Origin of the sequence: Caballeronia sp. J97 (assembly GCF_905220305.1) — a bacterium.
Taxonomy (GTDB): Bacteria; Pseudomonadota; Gammaproteobacteria; order Burkholderiales; family Burkholderiaceae; genus Caballeronia.
This window is the reverse complement of the sequence record NZ_CAJMZL010000041.1, coordinates 1-17,697: the sequence shown is the minus strand read 5'-3', so window position 1 is coordinate 17,697 and position 17,697 is coordinate 1. Positions and strand designations below refer to the sequence as shown.

Below are 17,697 nucleotides of genomic sequence, written 5' to 3'. Positions count from 1 at the left end.
GGCCGTCGGAGTCGAGATGGTTTGATCATCCCGCCCGCGAGCGCCGGCGCCCAGTCGTCCGAACGGCTAACGCAGCGCCTGTTGCGCGAGCGCGAGCGGACGGAAGATCTTGACCGTGCGGATAGCCTGGTCGTCGCTGCGCATGACTTCGAAAGTCACGTTCGCGATCTGTACCGACACGTCGCCGTCCGGAATGTCTTCGAGCGTCTCCAGAATCAGGCCGTTGAGTGTCTTCGGGCCGTCGGTCGGCAGCGTCAGATGCAGCCAGCGGTTCAGTTCGCGCAGCGGCATGCTGCCCGCCACGATGCACTCGCCGTTCTCGTCCCAGCCGCCCCGCGAGCCGGCGCCGCGCGGAATCGTCGTCGTGAACTCGCCGATCAGTTCCTCGATGATGTCCTCGGGCGTGACGAGTCCCTGCAACTCGCCGTACTCGTCGACTACGATCGCGATGCGGTGACCGCTTTCCTGGAAATACTGCAACTGCTGGAAGACGGGCGTGCCGGCGGGCACGAAATACGGCTCGGTGAGCAGTTCGCGCAGGGTGTCGCGCTCGAGTTCCTGGTTGTGCAGCGCGGAGAGCGTCTTGCGCACGTGCAGGATGCCGAGCACGCGATCGATGTCGCCCTGAAAGACGACGAGCTTGTTGTGATAGCACGTCTCGAGCTGATGCAGGATCTGGTCGAACGGCGCGTCGAAGTCGAGCGCTTCGATGCGTCGCCGCGGAATCATCACGTCGTCGACGGTGATGTTCTCCAGATCGAACAGATTGAGCAGGATGCTGCGGTGCTTGGTCGGCATGAAGCTGCCGGTTTCCAGCACGATGGTGCGCAGTTCTTCAGGCGAAATCCGCTGATCCCGTTTGTTCTTCGTGTTGATGTGCAGCGCGGCGAGAATCGCATTGGCAAACAGATTGACGAACCAGATGAGCGGTCGCGCCAGGCGCATGAGCGGCGCGAGCACGAGGCTCGCCGGCAGCGCCACCTTCTCGGGATACGTTGCGCCGACGATCTTCGGTGCGATCTCCGCGAACACGATGATCAGAAAGGCGATGATGCCGGTCGTGATCGACAGCACAAGATTGTTATGGCCGAAGGTGCGCAGCGCGATCGATGTCGTGAGCACGGGGATGATCGTGTTGATCAGGTTGTTGCCGATCAGGATGACGGAGAGAAGCTGATCCGTTTTTGCGAGCAAGCCCTGCGTCGTGCGGGCGCGTAGCGACCCCTGGCTAGCCAGATATTTCAGGCGATGGCGATTGAGCGCCATCATCGACGTTTCGGAGATCGAGAAGAAGCCGGACAGGAACAGAAGCAGAAAAATGGCGCAAATTTGCGCCCATAAGGGGAGGTTGTCCACGCGGTGATCGAGTAGGGGCGGAGATGGGAGGCAATATAGCAGACGGGCAGGCAAGCCCGCCCTCGGCCTTTCGGCCAGCGTACGCGGTTTTTTCGCTGAAAATAAAAAACCCGCATGGCGGACCATGCGGGTTTTTTCAATTCTGGTCGGGGTGAGAGGATTCGAACCTCCGGCCTCTACGTCCCGAACGTAGCGCTCTACCAGGCTAAGCTACACCCCGAATTCGACCAACTTGGACTCTTACGCCGTTTCAGTCTTTTTCAAGACTGCCTCGACGTCGAGTAAGAACATAATTCTAGCAGGCTCTCTTTGTAGATGGAAGAGGGAAATGAAGAAATTGCATTTGCCGCAGCCTGAGCTTCCTTGCGCGCACATTCCAGCGTGTGATCGAGCGCGCCGGAACTGGTGATTGCATGGAAGATCGTGTCGAAGCGATCCGTGCCACCTTGCTCGATCGCCTCGCGCGCCAACGCCGCCTGCTCCGCCGTGCCGTGCTCCATCAGGTAGATCAGCGGCAGCGTGGGCTTGCCTTCGCGCAGATCGTCGCCGGCGTTCTTGCCCATCGATTCGGGCGTGCCTGTGTAGTCGAGCCAGTCGTCCATGATCTGGAATGCCGTGCCAATGCGCCGGCCGAACTCCGCCGCCGCCGCTTCGGTCCGCGCGTCCGCGCCAGAAAGAACCGCGCCGAGCTGCGCCGCCGCTTCGAACAGCTTTGCCGTCTTGTAGCGGATCACCTGCATGTAGCGCGCTTCGTCGACGTCCGGGTCGTGCATGTTGAGCAACTGCAGGACTTCGCCTTCGGAAATGATGTTGGTCGCGACGGACAGAATTTCCATCACGCGCATCTTGCCGACGCTCACCATCATCTCGAACGAGCGCGAATAGAGGAAGTCGCCGACCAGCACGCTGGCCGCATTGCCGAACAGCGCGTTCGCGGTCTTCCGGCCGCGACGGAGATCGGATTCGTCGACGACGTCGTCGTGCAGCAACGTAGCCGTGTGGATAAATTCCACCACGGCCGCCAGTTCGTGACGATGCCCGGTCGCGTCGCCCAGCGCGCCCGAGACGAGCAGCAGCAGCGCCGGACGCAGCCGCTTGCCGCCCGCGCCGATGATGTACTCCGAAATCTGGTTGATCAGCATCACTTCTGATGCCAGGCGCTGCCGGATGACGCGATTGACCTGCTGCATGTCCTCGGCGATCGGGGCGAGCAGTGCGGCGGCGTTGGGGGAGGAAGTGGCGGTCGACGACATGATCGGCAAAAAAGGTAATCCGGCGGATTATAAGGCGAATCCGACAGACGACGGGGGCTCCGCTGGTTCGTTTCGTGCAATGTCGGCGAAAATCGGGTGCGATTCGCTTCGCTTTAGCCGAGGTTCGGATCCGGTTGGTGCGCCTCGTCCGGCGCGCGCGAAACGTCGCTGCGCTTTGACGCCAAGCGTAACTCTATGTATAATCGCGTGTTTTCCCCGCGTGGTGCGTGGGAAATGTTGAAGTTTCCCGCGCGAGCGGGAAAGAATTCTGAGTGAGGTTCTCAATGTACGCGGTCATAAAAACCGGCGGCAAGCAGTACAAAGTTGCCGTTGGCGAAAAATTGAAAGTAGAACAGATACCGGCAGACATTGACGCTGAAATCACGCTCGACCAGGTTCTCGCAGTGGGCGAAGGCGAATCGATTAAGTTCGGTACGCCGCTGGTCAGTGGGGCTTCCGTCAAGGCTACCGTCGTGTCCCAAGGTCGTCACGCGAAAGTGACCATCTTCAAGATGCGTCGCCGGAAGCACTACCAAAAGCACGCTGGCCATCGCCAGAACTACACCGAACTGCGCATCGACGCGATCAACGCGTAAGCGCACCGGTAAGGAGCTAAGCAAATGGCACACAAAAAAGCAGGCGGGTCTTCCCGCAACGGCCGCGACTCCGAGAGCAAACGCCTCGGCGTGAAGGTGTACGGCGGCCAGGCAATCAACGCGGGCGGCATCATCGTTCGCCAGCGCGGCACGCGCATGCATCCGGGTGAGAACGTCGGCATCGGCAAGGATCACACCCTGTTCGCGCTGACCGACGGCCACGTCAAGTTCGTGACCAAGGGCGCTGCGAGGAAGCACACGGTCGTCGTCGTCCCGGCAGCGTAAATTTTACGCACGGGCTTCAGGACCGAAAGAAGGGTTTAGACCCAAGGCCCCGCGAAGTTCGCGGGGCTTTTTTATTTGGCGCGGTCAAAAACTGGTTATGAGTGACCGCATAAGTCGGTCACGGCAAAATAGAGCGAATACACGGGACGGAGCAACGCATGAAGTTCATTGACGAAGCGAGGATCGAAGTCATCGCCGGCGACGGAGGAGATGGCAGCGCGTCGATGCGCCGCGAAAAGTTCGTCCCGTTCGGTGGACCGGACGGCGGCGACGGCGGGCGCGGCGGCAGCGTCTACGCAGTCGGCGATCGCAATATCAACACGCTGATCGACTACCGGTTCTCCAAGAAGCATCAGGCGCGCAACGGCGAAAACGGCCGCGGCTCCGACTGCTATGGCAAGGGCGGCGACGACATCACGCTGCGCATGCCGGTCGGCACGATCATTTCGGATCAGGAAACGGGCGAAATCATCGCCGACTTGACCGAGCACAATCAGCAAGTGCTGATCGCGCAGGGCGGCGCGGGCGGGCTCGGCAACCTGCATTTCAAGTCGAGCACGAACCGCGCGCCGCGCCAGAAAACCGACGGCAAGCCCGGCGAGCGCCGCATGCTCAAGCTCGAGCTGAAAGTACTCGCCGATGTCGGTCTGCTCGGCATGCCGAACGCGGGAAAATCGACGTTCATCTCGTCGGTGTCGAACGCGCGGCCGAAGATCGCGGATTATCCGTTCACGACGCTCGCGCCGAATCTCGGCGTGGTGCGCGTCGGGCCGAGCAAGAGCTTCGTGATCGCGGACATTCCCGGTCTGATCGAAGGCGCAGCGGAAGGCGCGGGCCTCGGGCATCGTTTCCTGCGTCATCTGCAGCGCACGGGCGTCCTGCTGCATCTCGTCGACATGGCGCCGTTCGATGAAAACGTCGATCCGGTCGTGGAGGCGAAGGCGATCGTCAACGAATTGCGCAAGTACGACGAGGCGCTCTACGAGAAGCCGCGCTGGCTCGTGCTGAACAAGCTCGACATGGTGCCGGAAGACGAACGCGAAGCGCGCATTGCCGACTTCGTCGAGCGTTTCGAGTGGGACGGTCCGGTGTTCGAGATTTCGGCGCTGACGGGTCAGGGCTGCGAAGCGCTTACGTACGCGATCTACGACTACATCTCGCAGCATTCCGACGCGTCGCGCGCGGCGGAAGCGGAAGATCTCGCCGCCGACGTGCGTTTTCGCGAGGACGCAGCGAAACAGCAGGCCAACCAAGACGACGAATAACGACGAGGAGAAAGCGCACGATGCGTTCGGTCATCGCCGCTGCGAAGCGAATCGTAGTGAAAGTAGGGTCCAGTCTCGTCACCAACGACGGGCGCGGGCTCGATCATGCGGCAATCTCGCGCTGGGCGTCGCAGATCGCGGCGTTGCGCGAGCAGGGCAAGGAAGTCGTGCTCGTGAGTTCGGGCGCGATCGCGGAAGGCATTCACCGGCTCGGCTGGACGAAACGGCCGCGCGAAATCGACGAACTGCAGGCCGCGGCCGCGGTCGGCCAGATGGGGCTCGCGCAAGTCTACGAGAGCAGCTTCGGGGCGCACGGTATCCGTACCGCGCAGATCCTGCTCACGCATGCCGACCTCGCCGATCGCGAACGCTATCTGAATGCGCGCTCCACGCTGCTCACGCTTCTGCGTCTGGGCGCGGTGCCGATCATCAACGAGAACGACACCGTCATCACCGACGAAATCAAGTTCGGCGACAACGACACGCTCGGCGCACTCGTCGCGAACCTGATCGAAGGCGATGCGCTCGTCATCCTCACCGATCAGCGCGGCCTTTTCACCGCCGATCCGCGCAAGGATCCGAACGCGACGCTCGTCGAGCAAGCCGATGCCGGCACGCCCGAACTCGAGCAGATGGCGGGCGGCGCGGGCTCGAGTCTCGGACGCGGCGGCATGCTGACCAAGATTCTCGCGGCGAAGCGCGCGGCGCACAGCGGCGCGAACACGGTGATCGCGAGCGGCCGTGAAGCCGATGTGCTCACGCGCCTCGCATCGGGCGAAATGATCGGCACGCAACTCATCGCGCGCACTGCGCGCATGGCGGCGCGCAAGCAGTGGATGGCGGATCACTTGCAGGTGCGCGGGCACGTCGTGATCGATGACGGCGCCGTCAACAAGCTCACCGCCGACGGCAAGAGCCTTTTGCCGATCGGTGTGATCGACGTGAAAGGCGCATTCGATCGCGGCGAAGTGATCGCGTGCGTCAACGCTCGAGGGCAGGAAGTCGCACGCGGCATAACGAACTACAGCAGCTCGGAGGCGCGGCTGATTCATCGGCGGCCGAGCGGCGAGATCGAATCGGTCCTCGGCTACATGCTGGAGCCGGAACTGATCCATCGCGACAATCTGGTGCTCGTCTGATTCGGCGCGCCTGGAGCAAAAAAGCCCGCTGAGCCGCAAGGCCAGCGGGCTTTGTCATATCGGAAGCCGTATCAGCGCAGATTGATCGAACTCTGCGTGCGCTTGTATTCCATGTTGTTGACGATCTGCTTCGCCGTGCCGACAGGCAGCTTGCTCGTGCAGAAGTAATCCTGATAGAGCGCCGCCTGATACGCGTTCAACTCGCCGTTCTCGATGCGCTTGAACTCGAACGCCGAACCTTGATCCCAGCCGCTCTGGTCGTCGTTGATGCTCGCGTAGCGGCGCCATTCGTAGGTATCGCAGCGAATGCCTTCATAGTTGACGTTGCGCGCGCCCGCCGGACTCGTGACGACGACCACATAGCGCACGACGCCGTCCTTGCCGACGGTGAGCGTCGTCTTGTCGACGGAAAACGTGAGCGGCGTGTTTTGCGATACGTTGAAGGCGATCAGATTCGACGCTTGCGGCAGCGGCGGCATCGTGTCGATCTTGTCTTCGGTCCAGTTCGGCTTGCGGTCGAGCAGATAGGTGAACACGCCATCGTCCTGCGTGGACGGGGCTTTGTTGCTGGAGCAGCCGGCGAGCACGGCAAGCGCTGCCGCGGATGCCGCGATTACCGCGAGTGAGGCATTCACTTTCAATTGGATCTTCCCGGAAACATGCGCGCGGACCTGTTGAGGCCGCCCGGCGGAACAAAGCGAGATGGCACGGCGAAAAAATTCGCCGTGCCATCGATCGGAGTCGTGCTGAGTGTCAAAGTGTGCGAAGCACTGTGGCGATAGATCGCACGCCCGGTCTCACGATGAGCGCTGCACGATCACATGCACTTCTTCGCTGACCGTGCATTCTGCCTGAACCGCCGCGCCGGAGGCAGTTACGGCAGGTGCTTCGATCGTCATTGTCTGGACGACGCGTGGATAGCGCAGTCCGTGATGCGCGGCTCGCTCGCCGCGTTCACCGCGGGAGTTGGTGCGCCGCAGGAAGCGGGACAGCTCGGTGAGAGCCATTTGATAAACGTCGCGCTTGAACTCGATGACCGCATCCAGCGGTACCCAATACTCGTTCCAGCGCCAGGCATCGAACTCCGGATGGTCCGTCGCACGCAGGCAGATGTCGCAATCGCGTCCCACCATGCGCAGCAGAAACCAGATTTGTTTCTGACCGCGATAATGTCCGCGCACCTCGCGCTTGATGAACTTGTCCGGCACCTCATAACGCAGCCAGTCGCGCGTGCGACCGACAACTTTCACATGCTCCGGTAGCAGGCCGGTTTCTTCGTGTAACTCCCGATACATCGCTTGCACAGGGGTCTCGCCGTATTTGATGCCCCCTTGCGGAAACTGCCAGGAATGTTCACGCAGCCGCTTGCCCCAAAACACTTCGTTGCGCGCGTTCAAGAGGATGATGCCGACGTTCGGGCGAAAGCCTTCACGATCCAGCATACAGCCACCTTCAAATCCTTTAAAATTGCTTTGATTATAAACAGTTAACGGACCCCGCGCACCGGCACGAACCCGAATTCGGGGCCTGTTTGCCGGACCCGGGCGCAAGAGGCTTTGCCAGCGTTCCGGGAAGACGGCAAAATCTTCTCCCTTGCAAAGCCGTCGACCGTTTCCGTCGTTCACCTTCGATCCGCCTGCTCCGGCGCCACAACGGCACCGAAGCGCGCGCCGCTTTTGGAAAATTTGAATGAAAGCATCCCGTTTCTTCATCGGCACCCTGAAAGAAGCTCCCGCCGACGCCGAGATCGTCAGCCACAAGCTGATGATGCGCGCAGGCATGATCCGCCGCGTCGCGGGCGGCATCTACGATTACATGCCGATCGGCCTGCGCTCGGTGCGCAAGGTCGAAGCCATCGTGCGTGAAGAGATGAACCGCGCGGGCGCGCTCGAATTGCTGATGCCCGCCGTGCAGCCCGCCGAACTTTGGCAGGAATCGGGCCGCTGGGAGCAATACGGCCCGGAGCTGCTGCGCTTCAAGGATCGCCACGAGCGCGATTTCGTGATGGGCCCGACGCACGAGGAAGTGGTGACCGACATCGCGCGTCGCGAGATCAAGAGCTATCGCCAGTTGCCGGTGAACTTCTATCAGATTCAAACGAAGTTCCGCGACGAGATCCGCCCGCGCTTCGGCGTGATGCGCGGCCGCGAGTTCATCATGAAGGACGCCTATTCCTTCGATAAGGACTTCGACGGCCTCGCCGAGTCGTATCGCAAGATGTACGAAGCCTATGTGCGCATCTTCACGCGCATCGGGCTGGAGTTCCGCGCGGTCGCGGCGGACAACGGTTCGATCGGCGGCAGCGGCTCGCATGAATTCCACGTGATCGCCGATACCGGCGAGGACGACATCGCCTATTGCCCGGACTCGGACTTCGCGGCCAACGTCGAAGCGGCCGATGCGCTGCCGCTCATCGAGAAACGCGCTGCGCCGGCCGAAGAGCTGAAAAAGACGCCGACGCCCGGCGCCGCGAAATGCGAAGCGGTCGCGCAGCTTTTGAACATCCCGCTCGAGCGCACGATCAAGTCGATCGTTCTGGCAACGGACAACGAAGGCGCCGAGCCCACGATCTGGCTGCTGATGCTGCGCGGCGATCACTCGCTCAACGACATCAAGACCGGCAAGCTGCCCGGCCTGAAGGGTTATCGCTTTGCGACCGAAGCCGAGATCATCGAATGGTTCGGCACGCCGCCGGGCTATCTCGGCCCGATCGGCACGAAGAAGCCCGTGCGCGTGATCGCGGACCGCACGGTCGCGAACATGAGCGATTTCGTCGTCGGCACGAACGAGGTCGATTTCCACACGACCGGCGTGAACTGGGGCCGCGATCTGCCCGAGCCGGAAGTGGCGGATATCCGCAATGTCGTCGCGGGCGATCCGTCGCCGGACGGGAAGGGTACGCTCGAAATCTGCCGCGGCATCGAGGTGGGTCACGTGTTCCAGCTCGGCACGAAGTACTCCGACGCGATGGGCGCGACCTTTCTCGACGAAAACGGCAAACCCGCGCCGATGCAGATGGGCTGCTACGGCATCGGCGTCACGCGGGTGCTGGGCGCGGCGATCGAACAGAACTTCGATGACAAGGGCATCATCTGGCCGGAAGCCATCGCGCCGTTCGAAGTCGTGATCTGCCCGATGGGCTACGACCGCAGCGACGCCGTTCGCCAGCAGGCCGACAAGCTCTACGCAACGCTTCAGGCAGCGGGCGTCGACGTAATCCTCGACGATCGCGGCGAGCGTCCGGGCGTCATGTTCGCGGACTGGGAGCTGATCGGCGTGCCGCATCGCATCGTGATCGGCGATCGCGGGCTGAAGGAAGGCAAGCTGGAATATCAGGGCCGTCGCGATGCCGAAGCCACGCTGCTGCCGGTCGATGAAGCCGCGGACGTCGTCATGGCCAAGGTCCGGGCCGCGCTCGGGAAGTAATGCAGTACAACTTCCTGTCGGCGACGATCCTGCTGCTGCTGATCACCGATCCGCTCGGCAACATTCCGATCTTCATCAACGCGCTGCGCGGCGTCGCCAGAGAGCGGCGCCGCGTCGTGGTGCTTCGGGAAGTGGCGATCGCGTTTGTGATTCTGCTGGTGTTCATGCTGGCGGGCGATCGCTTCCTGCGCGCGATGAATCTCACCGACGTATCGTTGCGCATCGCGGGCGGGATCGTGCTGTTTCTGATCGCGCTGCGAATGATCTTCCCGCATCCGGACGGAGCCATGGGCGGCGATTCGCGCGGCGGTGAACCGCTGATCGTGCCGCTGGCGATTCCAGCGCTGGCGGGACCGTCGGCGCTCGCGACCGTGATGCTGCTGACGTCGCAGGCGCCCGGCAAGATGTTCGAGTGGATCGGCGCGCTTACGGTGACGATGATCGTCTGCGCGATCGTGCTGATACTCGCCGAGAAGATTCAGCAATGGCTCGGCGAGCGTGTGGTGACGGCTTTCGAGCGTTTGATGGGGCTCGTGCTGGTGGCGATTTCCGTCGAAATGATTTTGACGGGCATACGCACTTTCGTGCATCAGCTATAAAAAAAGCGGCCGCCCGGGCCGCTTTTCTTTTTGGGTGGGCGTCGATCACGCGCCTTCGGTCAACGCCCGGATCGTCGGCAGATTCCGCCAGTAGCCTTTCGCGTCCATCCCGCATCCGAACACGTAGCGATCCGGCACCTCGAATCCGCAAAAATCCGGACGCAGCGGCTTCGCCTTCGGGATGATCTTCTCGCACAGCACCGCCGAGAGGAACGTCTTCGCGCCCATCGCCATGATGCGGTCCCGGATCGCGGCCATCGTCTCGCCTTCGTCGAGGATATCGTCGAGCACGAGCACCACGCGATCCTTCACCGATTCCGCCGGCGCCACGCGCCACTGCATCTCGCTGCCGCCCTTGATGGCATTGCGATAGCGCGTCAGGTGGATGTAATCGAACTCGAGCGGGAAGTCGAGATGCGGCAGCAGCATGCCGGTGAACACGGCCGCGCCTCCCATGACCGAGAGCACGAGCGGGAAGTCGTCTTTCGTCGCCGCCTTGATGGCCGAAGCCATCTTGCCGATCGATGCGTTGACTTCGTCAGCCGTGACGATCTCTTCGGAGTGGCTGAAAATATGCAGAGCTTCTTCGCGATTCATAGGGAAAGCGGGGGAGAGGCTGACTTCTTAGTGTGGAAAAAAACGGCGGCGTGCGCCATATGATAAACCCGCGCTTTCCGCAGCGTAGGGCGAGGCAAGCGCGGGCTCGTTGAACTGCGTTTTTAGCGCATGCCGGGCAGCATGCCTTTCATGCCGCGCATCATCTTCTGCAGATTGCCGCCCTTCAGCTTCTTCATCATGCCGCGCATCTGCTCGTACTGGTTGAGCATGCGGTTCACTTCCTGCACGTGCACGCCGGCGCCCGCGGCGATGCGGCGCTTGCGCGCGGCCTTGATGAGCTCCGGCTTCGCGCGCTCCTGCAGCGTCATCGAATTGATGATGCCTTCCATGCGGCGCATCTGCTTTTCGGCGTTGTTCATGTCCGCGCCTTGCGCGGCTTGCTGGAACTGCGCGGGCAGTTTGTCCATCAGCGACGACAGGCCGCCCATTTTCTTCATCTGCGACAACTGCGCCTTGAAGTCGTTCAGGTCGAAGTCGCCGCCTTTCTTGACCTTGTCGGCGAGCTTCTGCGCGGCCTGCGTGTCGACGCCGCGCTGCGCTTCCTCGACGAGCGCGAGGATGTCGCCCATGCCGAGAATCCGGTTCGCCATGCGATCCGGATGGAAGACTTCGAGGCCGTCGAGCTTTTCCGCGACGCCGACGAACTTGATCGGCTTGCCGGTAACGTGACGCACGGAGAGCGCCGCGCCGCCGCGCGAATCGCCGTCGAGCTTCGTGAGCACGACGCCGGTCAGCGGCAGCGCGTCGTTGAACGCCTTCGCGGTGTTGACCGCGTCCTGACCGAGCATCGCATCGACGACGAAGAGCGTTTCAGCGGGCTTGAGCAGCGTGTGCAGCTCGCTGATCTCCTTCATCATCGCTTCGTCGATACCAAGACGGCCGGCCGTATCGACGATCACGACATCGTGATAGTGACGCTTCGCCCAGTCGATCGCGGCGCGCGCGATATCCGCGGGCTTCTGATTCGGCTCCGACGGGAAAAAGTCCGCGCCGACCTGCTCGGTCACCGTCTGCAACTGACGGATAGCGGCGGGGCGGTAGACGTCGACCGAAACGGTCAGGACTTTCTTCTTGCTCTTCTCGCGCAAGAGCTTGGCGAGCTTGCCCGTGGTGGTCGTTTTACCGGCGCCTTGCAGGCCGGCCATCAGGATCACGGCGGGCGGCGCGACGGCCAGATTCAGTTCCGCGGCCTTGCCTTCGTAATCGCCGCCGATCACGGCCGTCAGTTCCTTCTGGACGACGCCGACGAGCGCCTGACCCGGCGACAGGCTCGACAGCACTTCCTCGCCGAGCGACTTTTCCTTCACCTTCGCGATGAATTCGCGCACGACCGGCAGCGCCACGTCCGCTTCGAGCAGCGCGAGGCGCACTTCCCGCAACATCTCTTGCGTGTTGGCTTCGGTGAGTCGAGCCTCGCCGCGCAGCGTCTTGACGACGCGCGCCATCCGTTGAGTCAGGTTATCGAGCATGGGGAAACGGTAGTGAGTGCGGCCCTTTTTTCAGCGCAAAACGACGCATCGCCCCGCATTGCCGCAAGGGGGAAAACGTCGCGATTCAAGGGCCTAGTGTAAACTTCGAACATGGATATTGTACTGTATGCCCTCACTGCGCTTCTCTACGGCGGGCTCGCCGTGGCGGGCTGGCGCGCGCATCGCCACACGGCCGTGGAGCCGGCGCTGGCCGGCGTGCCTTCGGGCATTGCGCCGGCGGCGGCGCCCAAAAAGTCGCCGGACATGGGCGTGCCGGGGCGCGCTCTATTATTAGTAGCGCTCCTCGTACATGGGCTCCTGCTGCACACGACGATCTTCCCTCAGAACGCGATGATTTTCGGTTTCGCGTTCGCGCTCTCCGCGATGTTCTGGCTCGGCGCGGGCATCTACTGGATCGAAAGTTTCTTTTTCCCGCTCGACGGCCTGCGCCTGCTCGTGTTGCCGCTCGCGTGCATCGCGTCGCTGTTGCCGCTCGTCTTCGGCGGCGTGCGCGTGCTGTCGTACTCCGCCGCGCCGATGTTCAAGCTGCATTTCCTGATCGCGAACATCGCGTACGGGCTTTTCGCGATCGCCGCGCTGCACGCCGTGCTGATGCTGATGCTCGAGCGTCGCCTGCAGCGCATGCGCGGAATGGCGACGCGTCATACGGGCAACGGCTGGCTCGCGAGCTGGCTCGACACGCTGCCGCCGCTCCTCACGCTGGAAAAGCTGCTGTTCCGCCTGATCGCGGCCGGCTTCGTGCTGCTCACGCTCACGCTCGTGTCGGGCATCGCGTTCAACGAACAACTGGTCGATCGCGCGCTGCGCTTCGATCACAAGACCGTGTTCGCTTTCGTCTCCTGGCTGATGTTCGGCGCGTTGCTCACCGCGCGCCGCATCTCCGGATGGCGCGGACGCGCCGCGTTGCGCTGGGTGCTCGCGTCGTTCGCCGCGCTGCTGCTCGCCTATGTCGGCAGCCGCTTCGTGTTCGAAGTGCTGCTGCATCGCGCGGTCGTCTGAGCGTCTGAATTTACCGGCATTGAATCGATGCGAAATTTCTTCTTTCTGATCGTTCTCTTCTTTGTGAGCCAGTGGCTTCTGAAGAAGCTGCGCCGCGCGAACGAGCGCGCGCAACAGGGCGAGGCGCAGGCCGGCGGCGCGACCGCGGGCGGCGCAAATGGCGCGCGCCACGCGCGCAATGGCTACGGTAATGGCAACGGCGCTGCGAAGGGCGCGCCGCAGCTCGCCGATCCGCTCATCCGTTGCGCGCAATGCGGCGTGCACACGCCGCGCAGCGAATCGATCGTCGTCGCGGGCGAGCGCTTCTGCTGTGCCGATCACGCGCGCCACTACGCCAGCCGTCCGACTGGCCGCGACGCCCGATGAACATGCACGTCGTCAGGCACGGCGATCCGCACATCGACGCGCAAGGCTGGCTCACGAGCGTGACGCGCCTGCCGTCGCCGAACTTCGAGGCGCGTCCGGGCAACGCCGTGCCGACGCTTGTCGTCGTGCACAACATCAGTCTGCCGCCCGACGATTTCACGACGAACGCGATCGCGGACTTCTTCCTCAATACGCTCGATCACGATGCGCATCCGTACTTCGATCATCTCCGTGGCATGCGCGTGTCGGCGCACTTCGTGATCCGTCGCGGCGGTGCAATCGAACAGTTCGTCTCCTGCGATGAACGCGCGTGGCACGCGGGCGTCTCGTCGTTTTGCGGACGCGAGCGCTGCAACGATTTCTCGATCGGCATCGAACTCGAAGGCAGCGATCGCGTGCCGTTCGAAGACGCGCAATACGAGGCGCTCGCCGCGCTCGTGCGGATCGTCGTGAAGCGTTATCCGATCGATGCGGTAGCCGGACATTCCGATATCGCGCCAGGCCGCAAAACCGATCCGGGCCCGCATTTCGATTGGCCGCGTCTGCGTCAGGACAGCGCGCTGCCGCCTTCATTCTTCCCGTTTCAATCCAACATCTGAGCGATGCGTAAGGTCTTTCTCGTTGCGGCGCAGCAGCGTCCCGCGCGAGGCCTTGTCGTGCTTCGCGGCAGCAAAAGTCAACCCCGCAACGGCAGACTCAGGGCAAATAAAACTTTTTGAGACTGCGCGGTTGTCCACTATACTTGGTGCCGAAAGACGTACTTTGCACTAGATCTTGTGTTGTTGAGGCGGCGCCCGCTCCGATGAGCCGGCGCCGCCCGCTTTCCGGCGTAAGAGAAGTTTGGCTGGCCCGGGGCGATGCGCGAGACGGTTCTCTTTGCGAGGAGAGAGGCGTGGGGCGCATCGGGCGCCAGCGAGCAGCACCGTGAAGAAGGCAAGCAAGTGAGCGCGAATTGCGTCGACCCGACACCGCGCGCCAACGCGGGCACCGCATGAGACGCCAAGAACAATGCGGGCCGTAAAGCGCCGCGATTCGTGTTTTCAGCCTGCTGTACGCACAGCCCGGCTTGACCGCCAAAACTCCGCGCGACCTTCATGACGACCTCGTGACGCGCGCGGCATAAGTGATAAATCCGCGGACCATCCGCACCATTCGAACACCAGGAGTTTTGCACATGCAAACCACCGAAAACGCCACGCCTTCCTACGAAGGCGCATCCGTACAGCCGATGGGCGGTGCGCAGGCCGTGGGCGCAGAGGCGCTCGCGCCGAACACGACGTTTGCCGACTACAAAGTCATCCGTCGCAACGGAAGCGTGGTGTCGTTCGAGCCGACGAAAATCGCGATCGCCGTGACGAAGGCGTTCATCGCCGTGAACGGCGGGCAGGGCGCCGCATCGGCGCGCGTGCGCGAGCTCGTCGAGCAACTGACGCAAGCCGTCGTGCGCGCGCTCGTGCGCAGCCGTCCGCATGGCGGCACGTTTCACATCGAAGACATTCAGGATCAGGTCGAGCTCGCGCTGATGCGCGGCGGCGAGCATAACGTCGCGCGCGCCTACGTGCTGTATCGCGAGAAGCGCACGCAGCAGCGTTCGCAGGAGCGCGCGCAGGCGCAAACCGCGCAAGGGCACGATGGCGCGATCAACGTGACGGACAACGGCGTCACGCGTCCGCTCGATCTCGAAGCGCTGAAGGCGCTGATCGTCTCCGCATGCGCGAATCTGGGCGATGCGGTGTCCGCCGAACCGATCGTCGCGGAAACGATCAAGAATCTGTACGACGGCGTGCCGATGTCGCAGGTCTACGACTCGGCCATCCTCGCCGCGCGCACGATGATCGAAAAGGATCCGGCGTACAGCCAGGTCACCGCACGCATCCTGCTGCACACGATCCGCCGCGAAATTCTCGAAGAGGAAGTGACGCAAGCCGAAATGGGCGAGCGTTACGCCGAATACTTCCCGCTGTTCATCAAGCGCGGCGTCGAAGCAGGCCTGCTCGACGAAAAGCTCCAGCAATTCGATCTGAAGCGCCTCGGCGCCGCGCTCGACGCGAACCGCGATCTGCAATTCGGCTATCTCGGCCTGCAGACGCTGTACGACCGCTACTTCCTGCACGTCGATGGCACGCGTATCGAATTGCCGCAGGCATTCTTCATGCGTGTCGCGATGGGTCTGTCGCTGAACGAAATCGACCGCGAGGCTCGCGCGATCGAGTTCTACAACGTGCTGTCGTCGTTCGACTTCATGTCGTCGACGCCGACGCTGTTCAACTCGGGCACGCATCGCTCGCAATTGTCGTCGTGCTACCTGACGACCGTCGCTGACGATCTCGACGGCATCTACGAGGCGCTGAAGGAAAACGCGCTGCTGTCGAAGTTCGCGGGCGGCCTCGGCAACGACTGGACGCGTGTGCGCGCGCTCGGCTCGCACATCAAGGGCACGAACGGCAAGTCGCAAGGCGTCGTGCCGTTCCTTAAGGTCGTGAACGACACGGCCGTCGCGGTGAACCAGGGCGGCAAGCGCAAGGGCGCGGTGTGCGCGTACCTCGAATCGTGGCACCTCGACATCGAGGAGTTTCTCGAGCTGCGCAAGAACACGGGCGATGACCGTCGCCGCACGCACGACATGAACACGGCGAACTGGATTCCCGATCTGTTCATGAAGCGCGTCGTCGAAGGCGGCGACTGGACGCTGTTCTCGCCGTCGACGTGCCCCGACCTGCACGATCTGTTCGGCGCGGACTTCGAAAAGGCGTATGTCGCTTACGAAGAGAAAGCCGCGCGCGGCGAGATCAAGCTGTTCAAGAAGCTGCCGGCGGCGCAACTGTGGCGCAAGATGCTCGGCATGCTGTTCGAAACGGGCCATCCGTGGATCACGTTCAAGGATCCGTGCAACGTGCGCTCGCCGCAGCAGCACGTCGGCGTCGTGCACTCGTCGAACCTGTGCACGGAAATCACGCTGAACACGAGCGAGACGGAAATCGCCGTGTGCAACCTCGGCTCGGTGAACCTCGTCGCGCACATGGTCAAGCAGGCCGACGGCAGCTACGCGCTGGATCACGCGAAGCTCAAGCGCACCATCAGCGTCGCGATGCGCATGCTCGACAACGTCATCGACATCAACTATTACGCGGTGCCGAAGGCGCGCAACTCGAACCTGAAGCATCGTCCGGTCGGCATGGGCATCATGGGCTTCCAGGACTGCCTGCATCTGCTGCGCACGCCGTATGCGTCGGGCGAAGCGGTCGAGTTCGCCGATCGTTCGATGGAAGCCGTCTGCTACTACGCTTACTATGCGTCGACGGAGCTCGCGGAAGAGCGCGGCCGTTACGCGACGTATCGCGGCTCTCTGTGGGATCGCGGCATTCTTCCGCAGGATTCGCTGAAGCTGCTGGAGCAGGCGCGCGGCGGGTATGTCGAAGTCGATACGTCCGAAACGATGGATTGGCCCGAACTGCGCTCGCGCATTTCGACGTACGGCATGCGCAATTCGAACTGCGTGGCGATCGCGCCGACGGCGACGATCTCGAACATCATCGGCGTGTCGGCCTGTATCGAGCCGACGTTCCAGAATCTGTATGTGAAGTCGAATCTGTCGGGCGAATTCACGGTCGTGAACGATTACCTCGTGCGTGACCTGAAGGCGCGCGGCCTGTGGGACGAAGTGATGGTGTCGGATCTGAAGTACTTCGACGGCACGCTCTCGCGCATCGACCGCATTCCGGCGGATCTGCGCGCGATCTACGCGACCGCGTTCGAAGTCGATCCGAAGTGGCTGGTCGAGGCGGCGTCGCGCCGTCAGAAGTGGATCGACCAGGCGCAGTCGCTGAACATCTACATGGCGGGCGCGTCGGGCAAGAAGCTCGACGAGGTCTACAAGCTCGCGTGGATTCGTGGCCTCAAGACCACGTATTACCTCCGCACGATGGCGGCGACGCATGTCGAGAAGTCGACGGTCGCACACGGCGCGCTGAACGCGGTGCCTTCTTCGGGTGAGGGTGGGGCGGGCGCGGCTGGCGGGTTCGGTGGTGGTGTCAGTGGCGGTGCATCGGGCGCCGGCAAGGGCGGCTTCAACGCCGCGGCTGCGAGCACGCCGGCGGTCGAGGCGGCGGCTCCGGAAGCCGATGGTCCCGTGTGCATGATGCGTCCGGGCGATCCGGGTTTCGACGAGTGCGAGGCTTGTCAGTAAGCTTGGGGTGAGTCGGTCCCTGCGGACCGGTGCTGGGTTGCTTCCCTCTCGTCTGGGGGAAGTGGTCGGTGCCGGTCCGTTTTTGTTTTTTTTGGTTTCGCCGGATCCCGATTTCGCGG

16 protein-coding genes and 1 tRNA gene are annotated in these 17,697 nt (G+C 62.7%); 10 read left to right on the top strand and 7 right to left on the bottom strand.

Annotated elements, in window-relative coordinates; translation table 11 throughout:
* Positions 1 to 66 precede the first annotated feature (66 nt).
* The 3 genes from U4Y90_RS32340 to U4Y90_RS32330 form a co-directional block, all read right to left on the bottom strand.
* The gene (locus tag U4Y90_RS32340; protein WP_321800832.1) at positions 67 to 1,356 is read right to left on the bottom strand and encodes an HlyC/CorC family transporter; all 1,290 of its coding nucleotides are present in this window, start codon (positions 1,354 to 1,356) and stop codon (positions 67 to 69) included.
* 143 nt (positions 1,357 to 1,499) lie between these two features.
* Positions 1,500 to 1,576: transfer RNA gene (locus U4Y90_RS32335), tRNA-Pro, on the bottom strand.
* A gap of 40 nt (positions 1,577 to 1,616) precedes the next feature.
* Entirely contained in the window at positions 1,617 to 2,609 is a 993-nt protein-coding gene (locus tag U4Y90_RS32330) for a polyprenyl synthetase family protein (RefSeq protein ID WP_321800884.1), read from the bottom strand.
* 284 nt (positions 2,610 to 2,893) lie between these two features.
* Here U4Y90_RS32330 and rplU point away from each other — a divergent pair, with 284 nt between their 5' ends.
* The 4 genes from rplU to proB all read left to right on the top strand — a co-directional run bounded on the left by rplU (position 2,894) and on the right by proB (position 5,894).
* Positions 2,894 to 3,205, top strand: coding sequence for a 50S ribosomal protein L21 (gene rplU / locus U4Y90_RS32325; protein WP_016346298.1), 312 nt, complete (start codon positions 2,894 to 2,896; stop codon positions 3,203 to 3,205).
* A 24-nt stretch (positions 3,206 to 3,229) separates the two neighbouring features.
* Positions 3,230 to 3,490, top strand: a complete 261-nt coding sequence (rpmA, locus tag U4Y90_RS32320; protein ID WP_061122473.1) for a 50S ribosomal protein L27 — start codon at positions 3,230 to 3,232, stop codon at positions 3,488 to 3,490.
* A 158-nt stretch (positions 3,491 to 3,648) separates the two neighbouring features.
* On the top strand, positions 3,649 to 4,755 hold the full coding sequence (cgtA, locus tag U4Y90_RS32315; protein ID WP_321800828.1) for an Obg family GTPase CgtA: 1,107 nt from the start codon (positions 3,649 to 3,651) through the stop codon (positions 4,753 to 4,755).
* Between the two features lie 20 nt (positions 4,756 to 4,775).
* On the top strand, positions 4,776 to 5,894 hold the full coding sequence (gene proB, locus U4Y90_RS32310; protein WP_321800826.1) for a glutamate 5-kinase: 1,119 nt from the start codon (positions 4,776 to 4,778) through the stop codon (positions 5,892 to 5,894).
* Between the two features lie 71 nt (positions 5,895 to 5,965).
* On the opposite strand, the gene U4Y90_RS32305 is transcribed toward proB, so the two are convergent.
* A complete protein-coding gene (locus U4Y90_RS32305) occupies positions 5,966 to 6,529 on the bottom strand; it encodes a CNP1-like family protein (protein WP_321800883.1) in 564 nt (187 codons plus the stop codon).
* Between the two features lie 162 nt (positions 6,530 to 6,691).
* Positions 6,692 to 7,336 carry an RNA pyrophosphohydrolase gene (locus U4Y90_RS32300; RefSeq protein ID WP_321800882.1) on the bottom strand — a complete coding sequence of 215 codons (645 nt, stop codon included), beginning with the start codon at positions 7,334 to 7,336 and terminating at the stop codon, positions 6,692 to 6,694.
* Between the two features lie 247 nt (positions 7,337 to 7,583).
* On the opposite strand from U4Y90_RS32300, the gene U4Y90_RS32295 reads away from it, so the two are divergent.
* Together U4Y90_RS32295 and U4Y90_RS32290 are read left to right on the top strand one after the other, a co-directional pair.
* Positions 7,584 to 9,320 (top strand): proline--tRNA ligase, encoded by a 1,737-nt coding sequence (locus tag U4Y90_RS32295; RefSeq protein ID WP_321800825.1) that lies wholly within the window; start codon positions 7,584 to 7,586, stop codon positions 9,318 to 9,320.
* A complete protein-coding gene (locus U4Y90_RS32290; RefSeq protein WP_321800824.1) occupies positions 9,320 to 9,919 on the top strand; it encodes a MarC family protein in 600 nt (199 codons plus the stop codon). The genes U4Y90_RS32295 and U4Y90_RS32290 overlap by 1 nt, the downstream gene beginning before the upstream one ends.
* Before the next feature lie 45 nt (positions 9,920 to 9,964).
* On the opposite strand, the gene U4Y90_RS32285 is transcribed toward U4Y90_RS32290, so the two are convergent.
* On the bottom strand, positions 9,965 to 10,516 hold the full coding sequence (locus U4Y90_RS32285; RefSeq protein WP_062610472.1) for a hypoxanthine-guanine phosphoribosyltransferase: 552 nt from the start codon (positions 10,514 to 10,516) through the stop codon (positions 9,965 to 9,967).
* 122 nt (positions 10,517 to 10,638) lie between these two features.
* Complete coding sequence (gene ffh, locus U4Y90_RS32280; RefSeq protein ID WP_321800822.1) at positions 10,639 to 12,006, bottom strand: signal recognition particle protein; 1,368 nt, start codon at positions 12,004 to 12,006, stop codon at positions 10,639 to 10,641.
* Positions 12,007 to 12,117: 111 nt separating this feature from the next.
* On the opposite strand from ffh, the gene U4Y90_RS32275 reads away from it, so the two are divergent.
* The 4 genes from U4Y90_RS32275 to U4Y90_RS32260 all read left to right on the top strand — a co-directional run bounded on the left by U4Y90_RS32275 (position 12,118) and on the right by U4Y90_RS32260 (position 17,578).
* On the top strand, positions 12,118 to 13,026 hold the full coding sequence (locus U4Y90_RS32275; protein WP_321800821.1) for an inner membrane protein YpjD: 909 nt from the start codon (positions 12,118 to 12,120) through the stop codon (positions 13,024 to 13,026).
* Positions 13,027 to 13,053: 27 nt separating this feature from the next.
* The gene (locus U4Y90_RS32270; protein WP_321800820.1) at positions 13,054 to 13,392 is read left to right on the top strand and encodes a PP0621 family protein; all 339 of its coding nucleotides are present in this window, start codon (positions 13,054 to 13,056) and stop codon (positions 13,390 to 13,392) included.
* Complete coding sequence (gene ampD / locus U4Y90_RS32265) at positions 13,389 to 13,991, top strand: 1,6-anhydro-N-acetylmuramyl-L-alanine amidase AmpD (RefSeq protein ID WP_321800819.1); 603 nt, start codon at positions 13,389 to 13,391, stop codon at positions 13,989 to 13,991. Before U4Y90_RS32270 ends, ampD begins: the two co-directional genes overlap by 4 nt.
* Before the next feature lie 575 nt (positions 13,992 to 14,566).
* Complete coding sequence (locus U4Y90_RS32260; protein WP_321800817.1) at positions 14,567 to 17,578, top strand: ribonucleoside-diphosphate reductase subunit alpha; 3,012 nt, start codon at positions 14,567 to 14,569, stop codon at positions 17,576 to 17,578.
* The last annotated feature ends 119 nt before the right edge of the window (positions 17,579 to 17,697 follow it).

Excerpts from the sequence above, each read along its gene's own strand:
- U4Y90_RS32330 (WP_321800884.1), bottom strand. The coding sequence starts at position 2,609 with ATGTCGTCGACCGCCACTTCCTCCCCCAACGCCGCCGCACTGCTCGCC.
- rplU (WP_016346298.1), top strand. The coding sequence starts at position 2,894 with ATGTACGCGGTCATAAAAACCGGCGGCAAGCAGTACAAAGTTGCCGTT.
- rpmA (WP_061122473.1), top strand. The coding sequence starts at position 3,230 with ATGGCACACAAAAAAGCAGGCGGGTCTTCCCGCAACGGCCGCGACTCC.
- cgtA (WP_321800828.1), top strand. The coding sequence starts at position 3,649 with ATGAAGTTCATTGACGAAGCGAGGATCGAAGTCATCGCCGGCGACGGA.
- proB (WP_321800826.1), top strand. The coding sequence starts at position 4,776 with ATGCGTTCGGTCATCGCCGCTGCGAAGCGAATCGTAGTGAAAGTAGGG.
- U4Y90_RS32300 (WP_321800882.1), bottom strand. The coding sequence starts at position 7,336 with ATGCTGGATCGTGAAGGCTTTCGCCCGAACGTCGGCATCATCCTCTTG.
- U4Y90_RS32295 (WP_321800825.1), top strand. The coding sequence starts at position 7,584 with ATGAAAGCATCCCGTTTCTTCATCGGCACCCTGAAAGAAGCTCCCGCC.
- U4Y90_RS32290 (WP_321800824.1), top strand. The coding sequence starts at position 9,320 with ATGCAGTACAACTTCCTGTCGGCGACGATCCTGCTGCTGCTGATCACC.
- U4Y90_RS32285 (WP_062610472.1), bottom strand. The coding sequence starts at position 10,516 with ATGAATCGCGAAGAAGCTCTGCATATTTTCAGCCACTCCGAAGAGATC.
- ffh (WP_321800822.1), bottom strand. The coding sequence starts at position 12,006 with ATGCTCGATAACCTGACTCAACGGATGGCGCGCGTCGTCAAGACGCTG.
- U4Y90_RS32275 (WP_321800821.1), top strand. The coding sequence starts at position 12,118 with ATGGATATTGTACTGTATGCCCTCACTGCGCTTCTCTACGGCGGGCTC.
- U4Y90_RS32270 (WP_321800820.1), top strand. The coding sequence starts at position 13,054 with ATGCGAAATTTCTTCTTTCTGATCGTTCTCTTCTTTGTGAGCCAGTGG.
- ampD (WP_321800819.1), top strand. The coding sequence starts at position 13,389 with ATGAACATGCACGTCGTCAGGCACGGCGATCCGCACATCGACGCGCAA.
- U4Y90_RS32260 (WP_321800817.1), top strand. The coding sequence starts at position 14,567 with ATGCAAACCACCGAAAACGCCACGCCTTCCTACGAAGGCGCATCCGTA.